The organism is Demequina sp. TMPB413, from assembly GCF_020447105.2.
In the GTDB taxonomy this organism is placed as follows: domain Bacteria; phylum Actinomycetota; class Actinomycetes; order Actinomycetales; family Demequinaceae; genus Demequina.
Window position 1 is genome coordinate 1,080,489 of sequence record NZ_CP096184.1, and the last position, 15,036, is coordinate 1,095,524.

General features: G+C 64.3%; 16 protein-coding genes. 5 read left to right on the plus strand and 11 right to left on the minus strand.

Features of this window, described 5'->3' with window-relative positions:
- Positions 1-32 precede the first annotated feature (32 nt).
- From LGT36_RS05220 to LGT36_RS05245, 6 genes are read right to left on the minus strand one after another with little or no spacing between them, the layout of a single operon-like run.
- The gene (locus tag LGT36_RS05220; protein WP_226095172.1) at positions 33-782 is read right to left on the minus strand and encodes a pseudouridine synthase; all 750 of its coding nucleotides are present in this window, start codon (positions 780-782) and stop codon (positions 33-35) included.
- Positions 782-1,321 (minus strand): SMC-Scp complex subunit ScpB, encoded by a 540-nt coding sequence (scpB, locus tag LGT36_RS05225; RefSeq protein WP_226095171.1) that lies wholly within the window; start codon positions 1,319-1,321, stop codon positions 782-784. Before scpB ends, LGT36_RS05220 begins: the two co-directional genes overlap by 1 nt.
- A complete protein-coding gene (locus tag LGT36_RS05230; protein ID WP_226095170.1) occupies positions 1,318-2,142 on the minus strand; it encodes a ScpA family protein in 825 nt (274 codons plus the stop codon). Before LGT36_RS05230 ends, scpB begins: the two co-directional genes overlap by 4 nt.
- 1 nt (position 2,143) lies before the next feature.
- Positions 2,144-2,968 (minus strand): ParA family protein, encoded by an 825-nt coding sequence (locus LGT36_RS05235; RefSeq protein WP_226095169.1) that lies wholly within the window; start codon positions 2,966-2,968, stop codon positions 2,144-2,146.
- Between the two features lies 1 nt (position 2,969).
- Positions 2,970-3,923: a site-specific tyrosine recombinase XerD gene (locus tag LGT36_RS05240; protein ID WP_226095168.1), complete on the minus strand. Its 954-nt coding sequence runs from the start codon at positions 3,921-3,923 to the stop codon at positions 2,970-2,972.
- A complete protein-coding gene (locus tag LGT36_RS05245; protein ID WP_226095167.1) occupies positions 3,911-4,873 on the minus strand; it encodes a heme o synthase in 963 nt (320 codons plus the stop codon). Before LGT36_RS05245 ends, LGT36_RS05240 begins: the two co-directional genes overlap by 13 nt.
- Before the next feature lie 110 nt (positions 4,874-4,983).
- On the opposite strand from LGT36_RS05245, the gene tkt reads away from it, so the two are divergent.
- The 5 genes from tkt to pgl are packed head-to-tail and all read left to right on the plus strand — an operon-like array spanning position 4,984 to position 11,806.
- Positions 4,984-7,044, plus strand: a complete 2,061-nt coding sequence (gene tkt, locus LGT36_RS05250; protein ID WP_226264441.1) for a transketolase — start codon at positions 4,984-4,986, stop codon at positions 7,042-7,044.
- Positions 7,041-8,669 carry a glucose-6-phosphate isomerase gene (locus tag LGT36_RS05255; RefSeq protein ID WP_226264440.1) on the plus strand — a complete coding sequence of 543 codons (1,629 nt, stop codon included), beginning with the start codon at positions 7,041-7,043 and terminating at the stop codon, positions 8,667-8,669. Before tkt ends, LGT36_RS05255 begins: the two co-directional genes overlap by 4 nt.
- Before the next feature lie 4 nt (positions 8,670-8,673).
- Positions 8,674-10,191, plus strand: a complete 1,518-nt coding sequence (gene zwf / locus LGT36_RS05260; RefSeq protein WP_226095110.1) for a glucose-6-phosphate dehydrogenase — start codon at positions 8,674-8,676, stop codon at positions 10,189-10,191.
- Positions 10,188-11,090 carry a glucose-6-phosphate dehydrogenase assembly protein OpcA gene (locus LGT36_RS05265; protein ID WP_226095111.1) on the plus strand — a complete coding sequence of 301 codons (903 nt, stop codon included), beginning with the start codon at positions 10,188-10,190 and terminating at the stop codon, positions 11,088-11,090. Before zwf ends, LGT36_RS05265 begins: the two co-directional genes overlap by 4 nt.
- Positions 11,090-11,806, plus strand: coding sequence for a 6-phosphogluconolactonase (pgl, locus tag LGT36_RS05270; RefSeq protein ID WP_226095112.1), 717 nt, complete (start codon positions 11,090-11,092; stop codon positions 11,804-11,806). Before LGT36_RS05265 ends, pgl begins: the two co-directional genes overlap by 1 nt.
- Positions 11,807-11,885: 79 nt before the next feature.
- Here the strand turns inward: pgl and LGT36_RS05275 are convergent, their stop codons facing one another.
- From LGT36_RS05275 to pgk, 5 genes are all read right to left on the minus strand, one after another.
- Positions 11,886-12,167: a SelT/SelW/SelH family protein gene (locus LGT36_RS05275; protein WP_226095113.1), complete on the minus strand. Its 282-nt coding sequence runs from the start codon at positions 12,165-12,167 to the stop codon at positions 11,886-11,888.
- Positions 12,168-12,245: 78 nt separating this feature from the next.
- Positions 12,246-12,605, minus strand: a complete 360-nt coding sequence (locus LGT36_RS05280; RefSeq protein ID WP_226095114.1) for an RNA polymerase-binding protein RbpA — start codon at positions 12,603-12,605, stop codon at positions 12,246-12,248.
- Between the two features lie 29 nt (positions 12,606-12,634).
- Positions 12,635-12,880: a preprotein translocase subunit SecG gene (secG, locus tag LGT36_RS05285; RefSeq protein ID WP_226095115.1), complete on the minus strand. Its 246-nt coding sequence runs from the start codon at positions 12,878-12,880 to the stop codon at positions 12,635-12,637.
- A 126-nt stretch (positions 12,881-13,006) separates the two neighbouring features.
- A complete protein-coding gene (tpiA, locus tag LGT36_RS05290) occupies positions 13,007-13,795 on the minus strand; it encodes a triose-phosphate isomerase (protein WP_226264438.1) in 789 nt (262 codons plus the stop codon).
- 3 nt (positions 13,796-13,798) lie between these two features.
- Positions 13,799-14,989, minus strand: a complete 1,191-nt coding sequence (pgk, locus tag LGT36_RS05295; protein WP_305881768.1) for a phosphoglycerate kinase — start codon at positions 14,987-14,989, stop codon at positions 13,799-13,801.
- Positions 14,990-15,036: the final 47 nt, after the last annotated feature.

Here is a 15,036-nt window from a genome sequence, read left to right on the forward strand (position 1 = left end):
CACTGAAGAGTGCCGCGTCGCCCCGCCGCGACCTACAGTCCGGCTTCTTGCTGAAGAAGGCCTACTTCTGTGTTGCTGAGCCGACGCTGCTCCCCTGCTTGAAGGGTGCCAATGCTGATGGGCCCAAACTTGGTGCGCACCAGGTCGATCACGGGGTGCCCCACCGCATCGAACATGCGCCTGACGATGCGATTGCGGCCCTCGTGCATCACGACCTCGACGAGCGAGTGATGGTCGGTGGCATCAAGGATCCTGCACTCGACGGCGCGCACTGGGCCGTCGTCCAGGTCGATTCCCTGACGCATCGTGGTGCAGATGCTTTTGTTGACCCTGCCCTGAACCTTGGCAACGTACACCTTTGACACGCCGTGGGTGGGATGAGCGAGCTTGTTCGCAAGATCGCCGTCGTTGGTGAGCAGCAACACGCCCGTGGTGTCGGCGTCCAGCCTTCCTACGTGGAAGAGTCGCTCTTCGTAGTCCTTGACGTACTGCTCGAGCGATGGACGGCCGTCGGGATCGCTCATGGTGCTCACGATGCCCTTCGGCTTATTGAGGACCACCGTGATCAACTGCGTGTCGACGGAGACACGCCTTCCTTCAACCTTGATGGTGCATTCATCGGGGTCGATGCGTACGCCTAGTTGATCGACGACCTCACCGTTGACTTGCACTTTGCCTGCCGTGATCAGGTCTTCGCATTTGCGCCGGGACCCGACGCCCGCCTGGGCGAGCACCTTTTGAAGGCGCACTCCCTCGGGACGGTAGATCTCCAGGTCGCCCATCAGTTCGCCTCGTCCACGTCATCAAGGTCGGGCAGGTAGGGGGCCAACGCCGGCAGGTCTTCCAATGAACTCAGTCCGATCCGTTCCAGAAATTCCGTGGTCGTGCCGTACTGCACGGCACCTCCCACTTCCCCCACCTCGGTCACTAGTCCACGCGCAAGAAGCGTCTTCATCACTGAGTCCACGTTAACGCCGCGAATCTGGGACACCTGACCACGAGTCGCTGGCTGGCGATACGCGACCACCGCAAGGGTCTCCAGCGCGGCCTGCGACAGCCTTGCCGATTGCCCGTCAACCACAAACGCACCCACCGCGTCGGCAAAGAGAGGCGAGGAGTAAATACGCCATCCGCCACCGACCTGCCTGAGTTCGAAGCCACGAGGGTTGTCAGGGTTGGCGTACTCGTCCTTGAGGGCGTGCAAGGCATCGGTCACTTGCGGCTCAGGGACGTCGAGCGCCGTAGCGAGATCGACCGCGGTCACCGGCTCGTCGACCACCATGAGGATGGCCTCGAGGGCTGGCCGCACCTGAACACTCATGGGGTGGTCTCCTCTGAGACTTCTTCGACGCCGTCGAACTCGCCGCTGACCTGGACGTCGTCGCGCGCCCCTGTCCAACGCACAGTGAGCTCGCCGAGAGAGCGTACCTGTTCGAAAGCCACAGCAGATTCGCGAAAGAGCTCGAGCAGCGCCAAGAACCTCGCCACCACCATGCCCACGTGGTCGGCGTCCGCCACGAGCGAGCGAAAAGTGATCGCGCCTGCACGTTGCAGGCGGCTAGAGATGAGCGCAGCTTGCTCGCGCACGCTCACCTTGGGATTGTGCAGGTGTGCGAGGGACACGCCAAGTTCCTGGGGCTTTGGCTGGAGTGCGTGAGCCGCGAGGCGAGCAAGGTCCTCAGGAGTGGCCCGCCACACCAACTCGGGCAGCAGCATGGCGAAGTGCGGCTCGAGGGAGACGTCACGCGGCACCCGCCGCGGTGCCTCCATGAGCTTCTCGAGACCACCGGCGACCTGTTTGAAGGCCCTGTACTGAAGCAACCGCGCAAACAGCAGGTCTCTCGCCTCGAGGAGGGCAAGATCCTCTGCGTCGTCCACCTCGCCGTGCGGCAGGAGCCGCGCTGCCTTGAGATCGAGCAACGTGGCGGCCACGACCAGAAACTCGGAGGCCTGTGAAAGGTCCCAATCGCCTTCGCGAGCCCTCACCGCCATGAGGAACTCATCGGTCACGATGGCCAGCGCCACGTCGGTGATCTCCATCTCGTGCTTGGAGATCAGGCTCAGCAACAGATCAAAGGGCCCCTCGAAATTGGGCAGGTGCACCTCAAAGGCGCTGCGTGCCCCATCAACGGCGGCAGTCACCTCAGGCCGCCACCCCGCGCGCCACCAGTTCGCGGGCCAGTTGACGGTAAGACTCTGCTCCGGCGTGCTTTGGCGCAAAGGTGAGGATTGACTCCGACGCTACCGACGAGTCGGGGAACTTCACGGTGCGGCCAATCATGGTCTCGGTCACGCGGTCGCCGAAAGCGTCTCGCACCCGCTCCACCACCTCTTGAGCGTGAAGAGTGCGCGGGTCGTACATCGTCGGCACGATCGCGTCCATCGTGAGCTTCGGGTTGAGCCTGTCCTGCACCTTGGTCACGGTGTCCACAAGCAACGCGACGCCGCGCAAAGCGAAGTACTCGCACGCCAAGGGAATCACGACGCCATGCGCCGCCACTAAGGCATTGACCGTGAGCAGGCCTAGCGAAGGCTGGCAGTCGATCAGAATGAGGTCGTAGTCGTCCTCCACCCCGCGCAAGGCGCGGGCCAAGGCGCTCTCGCGGGCGACCTCCCCGACCAACTGCACCTCGGCGGCGGACAGATCGATGTTGGCTGGCAACACGTCAAGTCCCTCAATCGAGGTGGGCACGATCACGCTCGCCGTGTCGATCTTGGGTCCCATCAGAAGGTCGTAGACCGTCGTGTCCAGCTCGTGAGAGTTGATGCCAAGGCCTGCAGATGCCGCGCCTTGAGGGTCGAAATCGACCAACAGGACCTTGCGGCCGTACTCGGCAAACGCGGCCGCAAGATTCACCGAGGTGGTGGTCTTGCCAACGCCGCCCTTTTGGTTGCACAGGGCCACAATCCTTGCGGGACCTGTGCCGTCGAGAGCAGGGGGTGCGGGGAACTCGGTCACGTCGCTCACCTTACTCCGGACGAGGGGTCGCACTGCCGCGGGCACGCGGGTGCGCGGTTTGGTAGACCTCACGCAAAGCGTCCCTCGTCACGAGCGTGTACACCTGCGTGGTCGTGACGGACGCGTGGCCGAGCAGTTCCTGTACCACCCTGATGTCAGCGCCGCCCCTCAACAGGTGGGTAGCGAAGGAATGCCGCAAGGTGTGGGGCGACACGTTCTCGATACCAGCGCGCTCAGCTGCCGCCTTGATGATGGTCCAGCCGCTCTGTCTACTGAGCCGCCCTCCCCTGGTGTTGAGGAACAACGCGGGCGTTCCCTTTCCCGCAGCCGCCAAGGCAGGCCTCGCTCTCACCACGTAGGCGTTGACGGCATCGGCGGCGTAGTGGCCCATGGGAACGACGCGCTCCTTGCGCCCCTTGCCCCTGAGCAGCACCGCCTCCGCTCCTGGCTCAAGTGACACGTCGTCGATGTCAAGGCCGATGGCCTCTGAGACCCGAGCGCCAGAGGCATACAGCACCTCGAGCAACGCCCTATCCCGCAGCGGGCCGAGCCCTTCGCCAACGGCCGCCGCTTCGAGGAGGCCCTCGACGGCGTCAGTGCTGAGAGCCTTTGGCAAGCGTGCGGGTGCGGTGCGTGGCTTGACGTCAAGCGAGGCGTCATCGATGGTCCACCCCTCGGCAACGGCGAAGCGATGCCAGCCCCTCACGGCCACCACCGTGCGCGCGGACGACGCAGGGGCGAGTGCCGTACGACCGTCCTCTCCCGATGACACGGCCTGGGCAAAGTCGGCGACGTGAGCGGGCGTCGCGTCGGCAATGGACGCGATGTCTTGGGCAGCGAGGAACTGGCTGTAGCGGCCAAGATCGCGACGATAGGCCGACACGGTGTGGTGAGACAGTCCCCGCTCGACCGTAACGTGAGCGAGGTAGGTGGCGAGCTCCCGCTCGAGTCCTAGCCCTGCCACACCGTGAGCGAATCCGGCCAGAAGGGGTCGGCCAAGATGGCACCAAAGACGACGGAGAGATACATGATCGAGTCTCGGAACAGGCGCATGGACCTCAGTTTTGAGCCGTCCATGGTGCGCTTGTACAGCGCGAAGCAACCACCAACGAACCACACGCCGAACCCGAGCGCGAGAACGGCGTAGATCCACGTCATTGAGGCGAGGGGAACGAGCACCAGCGAGACGGCGACCATGGCGGCGGCGTACGCGACCATCTGCTTCGCAACCTTCACGGGGCTGGCGACCACGGGAAGCATCGGCACTTCGGCGTGCTCATAGTCCTTGCGAAACTTCAATGCGAGGGGCCAATAGTGAGGCGGCGTCCACAGGAAGATAATCAGGAACAGCACCACAGGCGTCCACGACAGTGACTCGTTGACGGCCGCCCAGCCGATCAACACTGGCATGCAACCAGCGGCGCCTCCCCACACGATGTTCTGGGACGTTCTACGCTTGAGGAGCATCGTGTAGCCGACGGTGTACAAGAGGATCGCGACGATCGATAGCGCGGTCGCAAGGGGCGATCCCACCAGCCACCAGAACCATGCTGTCGAGACGGCGGCAAGCACCCAAGCGAAGGTGAGTCCCGCGCGCGCAGACACAGCCCCCGTGACGAGCGGTCGGCTCTGGGTGCGCTTCATGACGGCGTCGATATCGCGATCAAGGTAACTATTGAAGGCGTTCGCCGATCCAGCAGACAACGTGCCGCCGATCATGGTCGCCGTCATGAGCCAAGCGCCTGGCCAACCATCCGCCGCAAGCACCATCGTGGGGAGGGTCGTGACCAGCAGCAGTTCGATGATGCGCGGCTTGGTGAGGGACACGTACGCCTTGATCACTCGAGTCGCCAGGATCACTCGTCCCACAGAGGGAGCTGGGACGTCGGTTGGCGTCGTCGAGGCTGACGGCATACCTCGATTGTACGTGGGCTCTGCGCGAACAACCGTCCACTCGCGCGCTCCCTGGACCGTGAGCGCCGGTAGGCTGGGAGGGCCGCCCTACAACGTGACAAGGGAGAACCGTGGCCACTGGATGGACTGACCTCGACACCCGCGCGATTGACACGCTCCGTGTGCTCGCCGCCGACGCCGTGGAAAAGGTGGGCAATGGCCACCCTGGCACGGCCATTTCGCTCGCACCTGCCGGATACCTGCTGTTCCAGAATGTCATGAAGCATGACCCGTCGGACCCGAACTGGCTGGGCCGGGACCGCTTCGTGCTGTCGTGTGGGCACTCGTCCCTCACCCTGTACTTGCAGTTGTTCGCGTCCGGCTATCCCATGAGCCTCGACGACCTCAAGCAGTTGCGCACCGAAGGCTCTCAAACGCCGGGCCACCCGGAATACGGCCACACCCCTGGCGTGGAGATTACGACGGGCCCGCTTGGCTCCGGTCTCGCCTCGTCCGTCGGAATGGCGATGGCTTCTCGCCGTGAGCGCGGTCTCCTCGATCCTGACGCCGCGCCAGGCGAGTCGGTGTTTGACCACCACATCTACGTGATCGCCTCTGACGGCGACCTGCAAGAGGGTGTCACCCACGAGGCCGCCGCCCTCGCGGGAGTGCAAGAGCTCGGGAACCTCATCGTCATTTGGGACGACAACAAGATCTCGATCGAGCACGAGACCGACATCGCCTTCGGCGAAGACGTGCTAAAGCGCTACGAGGCGTACGGCTGGCACACTCAGCGCGTCGACTGGGTTACCCCTGACGGCTATGAAGAGGACACCGACGCTCTGCTCGACGCGATCAACAACGCGAAGGCCGAGACGGGAAAGCCCTCGATCATCGCGTTGTCGACCATCATCGGCTGGCCCTCGCCTTCCAAGCAGAACACCGGCGGTGTTCACGGTTCGGCACTCGGTGCAGAAGAGGTCGCAGGGCTCAAGAAGGTGCTCGGCTTCGATCCCGAACAGGACTTCGCCGTCGAGCCGGAGGTTCTCACGCACATGCAGTCGGTGCGCGACCGCGGTCAAGCCGCTCATTCGGAGTGGAACAGTCACTTCGCAAAGTGGCAAGCAGAGCAGCCGGAACGCGCAGAACTGCTGGAGCGCCTGCTCGCCAAGGAACTTCCCCAGAACTGGGACGACGCGCTGCCCACGTTCGAGGTCGGCAAGTCGGTAGCGACTCGCTCCGCGTCAGGAGAGGTGCTGACCGCTCTGGCGCCGGTTCTCCCTGAACTGTGGGGTGGATCAGCCGACCTCGCTGGTTCGAACAACACCACGATGAAGGGCGAGCTTTCCTTCCTTCCGCCTCACCGCTCGGTGAAGTCGTGGGAAGGCACGTGGTACGGCCGCACGCTGCACTTCGGTATCCGCGAGTTCGGCATGGGCACCATTCTGAACGGCATCACGCTGCACGGGTTGACGCGTGCTTACGGCGGAACCTTCTTGGTGTTCTCCGACTACATGCGCGGCTCGGTACGCCTCGCGGCCATCATGGGTATCCCCACCACCTTCGTGTGGACCCATGACTCGGTCGGACTTGGCGAGGACGGCCCCACACATCAGCCGGTCGAGCACGTCGCGACGCTGCGCGCAATCCCAGGGATCGACATCGTGCGTCCAGCCGACGCTAACGAGACCGCGTGGGCCTGGAAGCACGCTCTCGAGACGAAGGACCGCCCGTGCGGGCTCATCCTGACGCGCCAGAACGTGCCAACACTCGAGGGCACGTCGGCCGAGGGCTTCGCCAAGGGCGCTTACGTTCTTGCCGGTGCCGACGAGGATGCCGACGTGCTGCTCATCGCGACCGGTTCCGAAGTGCAGGTCGCCGTGGCAGCGCGCGAAGCGCTGGCAAAGGATGGCATCAAGGCCAGGGTCATCTCGATGCCGTGTCGCGAGTTGTTCGAGCGTCAGGATGCCGAGTACCGCGAGACCGTGCTTCCTTCGTCAGTGAAGGCACGCGTCTCTGTCGAGGCTGGCTCCCCGCTCGGCTGGCGCGAGATCGTCGGTGACGCAGGACGCGTCGTCGGCCTCGACCACTTCGGCGAGTCGGCTCAGGGCGACAAGTTGCTCCAGAAGTACGGTTTCACCGCTGAGAACGTCGTCTCTAAGGCCAAGGAGTCCCTCGAGGCCTCTGCGTGAGCACGTTCCTGTCCACGTGGGTGGGCCTCGGTGACGAGGCCCACCTCGCGGTGACAGTGGCGGGCGATGCCGCCGAAGCAGCTTCAGTGCTCACGGAGACCATGGTCGCCGACAAAGTTGCCTCCCGTATCGCGCTTGCGGACCCCACGTTGTGGGGCCCCTTGGTGGAAGAGAGCGCCGCCACCCATCTGGGGTGGGTCGCGGCACCCTACACGTCGCGCTCGCTCGTCAGCGAGCTCGAGGACCTGTACTCCGATGTGCGCGGAGAGGGCCTGACGCGGGTCGTGCTTGTCGGCGTGGGCGGGTCTGCCGTTAGCGCTGGGGCCATCTGTGCCACGTACGGCGTGCCCCTGACGGTGGTCGACTCGACCGAACCCACTCAGTTGCGGTCGGTGCTTGAGCACGATCTGGAGAGCACGCTCGTCGTGGCGTGTTCCGCTCCAGAAGGCACGGTCGAAGCCGAATTTCTGCTCAGCCTCTTCGAGGAGGCTCTCGAGGAGTCTGGTCTCGACCCGCGCAGACACCTGGTCGCGGTGGCTGATCAACACTCCGCTCTTCACCGCCACGCGACCGACGTGGGCTATCGCGCCGTCTTCACATCAGAACCGACCATCGGCGATCGCTTCTCGGCGTTGAGCGCTGCCACGTTAGTGCCTGTCGCTCTCGCGGGCGTGCCGGTGTCGGAACTGCTTGACGAGGCGGAAGCAGTCGCCGACTCCCTTGCCGAGGACCACGCCGCCAACCCGGCCATCGTGCTTGGCGCGGCGATGGGCGGCGCTCACCGCAGGTACATGGTGTTGTCCGACCACGATTCGGGGCTCGTTGGCTTCGCTGACTGGGTGGAGCAGCTCATTGCCTCCTCGACCGGCAAGGACGGCGTCGGCATCGTTCCCGTCGTTGCGGAGGCGGACGCGGCGGACACCACCTTCGATGGAACCCTCGACACCAGGTTCGTCCCGCTTGACTTCGAAGGCGAACCGGAAGGTCACGCGATCTGGGTGGCTGGAACTCTCGGTGGTCAGATCCTCCTGTGGGAGTACGCGACGGCTATCGCGGGACGGTTGCTCGGCATCAACCCTTTTGACGCGCCGCGCGTTGAATCCGCGACTCAAGCAGCGATCGCCCTACTCGACGCCCCGGCACGGCCGGACCCGTTCGACTTTGTTGATGGCAGCGTCGGCGTCACGGGCTCTCCTGGCTTGCTCGACGGCGTCCAGAGCCTCGACGACGCCGTCGCGGCGATCACGGCCGCTGTGCCTGCCGGCGGATACCTCGCACTCGTGGCGTTCCTCAACAGCGATGAGTTCTCGGACGTCCCCGGAGTCCGCGCACGACTCTCTCGAAAGGTCGGGATCCCTGTCACTTTTGGCTGGGGCCCGCGCTACCAACACTGTGTCGGTCAGGTCCACAAAGGAGGTCCCGCTGCGGGCGCCTTCATCCAGATGACCGGCAGCCTCGGCGAAGACATGGAAATACCAGGCCGCCCCTTCACGTTTGGCCAAGTGATGCACGCCCAAGCCGTCGGCGACGCCAACGTACTGATCAACCACAACCGTCCCCTTTTGCGCCTCACCGTCTCGTCGCCGTCTGACGTGGCTCGCGTGATCTCAGTCCTCGGAGGCTAATCCAGTGGTCAACCCCCTCCGCGATCCACGTGATCGCCGTCTTCCCCGTATCGCAGGCTCTTGCGGGCTCGTCATGTTTGGTGTGACGGGCGATCTTGCGCGCAAGAAGTTGATGCCCGCCGTGTACGACCTCGCGAACAGGGGGCTTCTGCCTCCGGCGTTCGCGCTCACTGGCTTCGCTCGCAGGGAGTGGGACAAGCAAGACTTTGCTGAAGTCGTTCACGACTCGGTGAAGAAGTACGCGCGCACGCCGTGGCGTGAGGAAACCTGGGAGCAGCTCTCGGCGGGAATCCGGTTCGTCCAGGGCACCTTCGATGACCCGGAGGCTTTTGCCGAGTTGCGGCGCACTGTCGAGGAGCTCGACGCGGAACGCGGCACAGGCGGAAACCACGCCTTCTACCTGTCGATCCCGCCGTCGGCCTTCCCCCAGGTCATCACTCAGCTTCGCAACTCCGGACTGTCAGACCCCAAAGAAAACACGTGGCGTCGGGTCGTCATTGAGAAGCCCTTTGGCGACAACCTGGAGACTGCCGACCAGCTCAACCAGGTCGTCAGCGATGTCTTCCCACCCGACGCAGTCTTCAGAATCGATCACTACCTTGGCAAGGAGACGGTGCAGAACCTGCTCGCCTTGCGCTTTGCGAACCAATTGTTTGAACCGATCTGGAACTCGCAGTACGTCGATCACGTGCAGATCACGATGGCGGAAGACATCGGTATCGGGGGCAGGGCCGGCTACTACGACGGCATCGGTGCCGCGCGAGACGTCATCCAGAATCACCTCCTGCAACTCTTGGCCCTCACGGCGATGGAGGAGCCTGCCTCCTTCGGTGCAGTGGACCTGCGCACCGAGAAGGAGAAGGTGCTGCGTGCTGTCGCACTCCCGGATGATCTCGCACTCGGGACGGCAAGGGGCCAGTACGCCGCTGGTTGGCGCGGCGGCGAACATGTGGGCGCGTACCTTGACGAGGAAGGCATCGCTCAGGACTCGACCACGGAGACCTACGCTGCCATCAAGGTGAATATCCCCAACAGGCGCTGGAACGGCACTCCTTTCTACTTAAGGGCAGGAAAGCGACTTGGCAGGCGGGTGACGGAGATCGCGCTCGTCTTCAAGAAGGCGCCTTCGCCCTACTTCCAGCAAATCGAGGGTTCCGACGTCGGCACGAACGCGCTCGTGATCAGGGTTCAGCCTGACGAAGGCGTCACGCTCAAATTCGGTTCGAAGGTACCGGGAACCGCGATGGAGGTGCGCGACGTCACTATGGACTTTGCCTACGGCAATGCCTTCACGGACGAGTCTCCAGAAGCGTACGAGCGGCTTATCCTTGATGTGCTCCTCGGTGATCCCCCGCTCTTCCCCCGCCATGAAGAGGTCGCCCTGTCGTGGAAGATTCTTGATCCGATCACGGAATTCTGGTCCACTCAAGGTCAACCGGAGCAATACCGCTCCGGCACGTGGGGGCCGGCGCAAGCCGACCAGATGATGGCGCGAGACGGTCGCGTCTGGAGGCGTCCATGATTCTCGAACTTCCTTCCACCACAACGGTAGACATCAACGCTCAGTTGTTGCGCTTGCGCAAGGAGGGCGGGGTCATCACGCTCGGACGCGTCATGACACTCGTGATCGACGCGACGGACGCCGACGCTGAAGAGGCCATCAGCACCGCTAACGTCGCGTCGCGCGAGCACCCATGCCGCATTGTGGTGCTTGCTCCTCAAGAGGGCTCCTCGACGCTTGATGCGCAGATCAGGGTCGGGGGCGACGCGGGCGCTTCCGAAGTCGTCGTTTTGCGCCCGCCGGTGTCCGCGATGGAGCATGCCGACACGCTCATCACTCCCCTCTTGCTTCCCGATGCGCCGATCGTGGCGTGGTGGCCGAGCGTCGTCCCTCTCGTGCCGTCGGCAGCGGGCCTTGGCGCCATGGCGCAGCGGCGCATTACCGACACCAAGGGTGCGAGCAATCCTGCCGCTGTACTGTGCTCGCTGTCCGATGGCTATCGCGCGGGAGATACCGACCTCGCGTGGACGCGAGTGACGCGATGGCGTGCCCTCCTCGCCTCGGCCCTCGAGCAGATGACCGATCAGCGCGTCACCAAGGCGAGGCTGCACGGAGACGTCAACTCGCCCTCCATCCTCCTGTTTGGCGCGTGGCTGCGAAGCACTCTCGGTTGTGACTTCGAGGCGACGTACGACCCCGAGGCAACCGGCCTGGTGTCGGTCTGCCTCGACACGCCTGCAGGAGAAATCGGCATTCGTCGCCCAGACGGCCTCAATGCGACCCTGAGCCAGCCAGGCCAACCCGACCACGTCATCACCCTGCCCTCGCGCTCGCTCAGCGAATGCCTTGCGGAAGAGCTCCGGCGCATGGATGATGACCCCGTGTACGGCGAGGCCCTCCACGAGATTGTGCACTGCTAATGCGAAACGTCGTCGTCTTTCCAGACCAGCAGGCCGTCGCCGACGCGACAGCCGCCCGCCTCGGTGTCACCCTGACCGACACGATTGCCATGAGAGGCGTCGCTCACGTCGTGCTGACGGGCGGCAGCGTCGGCATCGGCCTGCTCGCATCTCTTGCCGCGTCCCCGCTTGCCCGCATCATCGACTGGACGAGCGTTCACGTGTGGTGGGGCGATGAGCGATTCGTCGCCGCAGGTGATGCCGAACGTAACGAGGGCCAGGCTCAAGAGGCGCTCCTAGGAGCCATGCCCCTTCCAGAGGACAACATTCACCGGATGCCCGCCTCCGGCGAGTTCCTCAGCGCTGAGGCGGCCGCAGAGGCCTACGCCGACGAGATCTCCGCCAACGGCACCCCTGTATGGGACGTTGTCATGCTCGGCATGGGTCCGGATGGTCACGTGGCCTCACTCTTCCCTGGGCACCCCGTCTTCCTCTCAGGGGCACAAGCGGAGGTGCTGCCGGTTCACGACTCCCCCAAGCCGCCTGACACGCGGGTCAGCCTCGGGCTTGACTCCATCAGGAGGGCCCGCGAGGTCTGGATCGTCGCAGCCGGCGAAGCGAAGGCCGACGCCGTCGGTCGCGCGCTCGCTGGAGATCGCGACGTGCCAGCCGCTGTCGTGTCGGGAACCGAACGCACGCTGTGGCTCATCGACGCTGCGGCGTCAACGCGCATCTAGGGCCTCTCAGAGCGGCGCGCCCGGGTGCTCCCTGGGAGAGAACTCGCGAAAGCCCCCTCTACGGTTCGACTGCGGCGACTCAGTGCTTCTTGCCCATCAGAAGTTCGCGGCCTTCGGCCTGGAGCGTCTCGCTGGCTGGAAGCATCGCCTTGACCACGCCAACGATGTGGTCGAGGTCGAACTCCTCCGGCTTCGAGTAAATCGTCTCGCCATCCGCGCGGAACGTGAACACGCCCTTGCGCCCTGTCTTGAGGGTGACTCCGTCGATGGCGTTACCGAACTCCTCTAGCAGACGCGTCTGAGCCTCCGTCGCGCGGCTCAGGTAGCCGCAGGGCACGCAATACTCGATCTCAATCAACATGGGTGAACCTCCACTCATGTCAGCAACGCTCGGCGCCGGTCCATTCCCGCGCCACCGAAAGCGAAACGAGTGTCTGAGCTACTCCGCTGCGACGAAGGCGCGCCGGGCGCGCAGCGAGTCGAGCGCCTCTTGCAAGAGCGCCTCCCCCTCGGCGTCAGTGCGGCGTTCCTTGACGTAGGCAAGGTGGGTCTTGTACGGCTCGTTGCGCAACGGCTCAGGGGGGTTGTCGGGGTCAAGTCCACCCGGCAAGCCGCAGCGAGGGCAATCCCACTCCGCTGGAATCTCGCGGTCATCACCAGTGGCGAAACTTGGCCGCGTCACGTGCCCGTTTGCGCAGTAGTAGGAGAACACCTCCCGTGGTGCTGACTCGCCGCGCTCTGCTTCTCCCAATGGGCCAGCGCCAACACGCGAGCCTCGAATTGCGTTACCACCTGCCATGGTGTCCTACCCCTTGCTTCTTTGCGTGGCTAGTTGACGTACTTGGCGATGAGTCCAAGTAGCACGATCGACATCGCCCACGTGATCGCAACGCCCCAGGTGATGCGGGAAAGGTTGCGCTCACCCACAGCGGAACTCTGGATACCGGAAGCAATGCCTCCGCCGAATACGTCCGTGATACCCCCGCCGCGGCCACGGTGCACGAGCACCAGACCGATCATCAGCACGTTCGTCGCAACCAGAAGCACCCACAGGGCTGTCGTCAGAATCTGCACAGTTCTCCTCGAACTCTCAAGTCGTTGGCACCAGGATACGCGACGCACGAGGCGGCGCGGGCGGCGCAGCGCGAAATGCCATGGTGCCCCCGCCGCGCATACGGCGCGACGGGGGCCACACGAGCATTAGGCCGTGACGTGCTCCTGGAAGCGCGCAATCTTGGCGAACTCCTCAGGATCAAGGCTTGCGCCTCCCACCAGGGCGCCGTCCACGTCGACCTCAGCCATCAGCTGCGCGATCGACCCTGACTTCACCGAGCCGCCGTACAGGACGCGTACGCCGGCGGCGAGTTCAGCGTCATACAACTCCGCGAGGCGACCACGGATCGCTCCGCACACTTCCTGAGCATCTGCGGGAGTGGCGACCTCGCCAGTGCCGATGGCCCACACGGGCTCGTAGGCAATGACGACATCCTTCGCCTTGTCTGCTGGCAGGTCTTTGAGAGCGCCATCGACCTGCGCCAAGGTGTATGCCACCTGGTCGCCGGCCTTGCGAATGTCCAGACCCTCACCCACACAGACGATCGGAACGATGCCATTGTCGAAGGCCGCCTTGGTCTTGGCGGCCACCACCTCGTCCGTCTCGGCATGGTACTGACGGCGCTCGGAGTGGCCGACGGCAACGTAGTCGCAGCCGAGCTTCGCGAGTTGGCTACCAGCGACCTCTCCCGTGTAAGCGCCTGACGCGTGCGCGGAAATGTCTTGTGCGCCGTACTTGAGGTCCAACTTGTCAGCGTCGACGAGCGTCTGCACCGACCGCAGCGACGTGAACGAGGCGAGTACCGCCACCTCCACTGCCGAGAAGTCGTGCTTCGCGTCGCGCAGCAGCCACGCAAGCTTCTGCACGGTGTGCGTCGCCTCGAGGTGATCGAGGTTGAGCTTCCAGTTGCCTGCAATCAGTGGTGTCCGTGCCATGACTCAGCCCTCCAACACGGCGAGACCGGGGAGGGTCTTGCCTTCGAGAAGTTCGAGCGACGCGCCGCCACCCGTGGAAATGTGACCGAATCCGGCCTCGTCGAATCCGAGGATCCTGACGGCCGCAGCGGAGTCACCGCCGCCGACGACGGAGAAGCCATCAGAGTCGATCATCGCTTGTGCAACTGCCTTGGTGCCGCCCGCAAAGGCATCGAACTCGAACACGCCCATCGGGCCGTTCCACACGATGGTCTCGGCGTCCACAATCTTGGAAGCGAACAACTTGGCGGCATCAGGGCCAATGTCGAGGCCCATGCGGTCTGCGGGAATCGCGTCGGCTGCAACGACGTCGTGTTCCGCGTCAGCGGCAAAACCGGCGGCCGCAACGATGTCGGTCGGCAACACAATCTCGACGCCGTTCTCTTCGGCAGTCTTGAGGTATCCCTTGACGGTGTCGAGCTGCTCGTCCTCGAGCAGCGAGCTGCCCACCTCGTAGCCCTTCGCCTTCAGGAAGGTGAACACCATTCCTCCACCAATCAGGAGGCGGTCGGCCTTGGTGAGCAGGTTGGCAATGACGCCCAGCTTGTCGGAAACCTTCGAGCCGCCGAGCACGACGGCGTACGGGCGAGCGGGGTCTGTCACGGCCTTGCTGAGCGACTCGACCTCCTTCTGCACGAGCAGACCTGCTGCTGCGGGAAGGACCTTCGCGATGTCGTACACGGAAGCCTGCTTGCGGTGCACCACGCCAAAGCCGTCGGACACGAAGGCGTCGGCAAGAGCAGCAAGCTCTGAGGCCAACTCCTCCCGCTCGGCGTCGACCTTGGACGTCTCACGAGCGTCGAAGCGCACGTTCTCGAGCATTGCCACCTGGCCGGGCTCGAGGGCAGCGACGGTGGCCTTGGCAGAGTCGCCGACCAGGTCAGAGGCAAGAGAGACAGGCTTGCCAAGCAGTTCCGCAAGACGCGCGGCTGCGGGTGCGAGCGAGTACTTGTCCTCTGGCGCGCCCTTCGGCCGACCGAGGTGCGCGGTCACGATGACGGCTGCGCCCGCGGCGAGAAGCTTTTCAATGGTGGGAACGGATGCGCGCACGCGGCCGTCGTCGGTGATCGTGGTGCCATCGAGCGGCACGTTGAGGTCGGAGCGGACCAACACCTTCTTGCCGGTGAGGTCGCCCAAGCTGTCAATCGTCTTCAGCATGTGTGTTCCTTAGTCGTGACAGAGAAACGTCCGCACACGCAGAT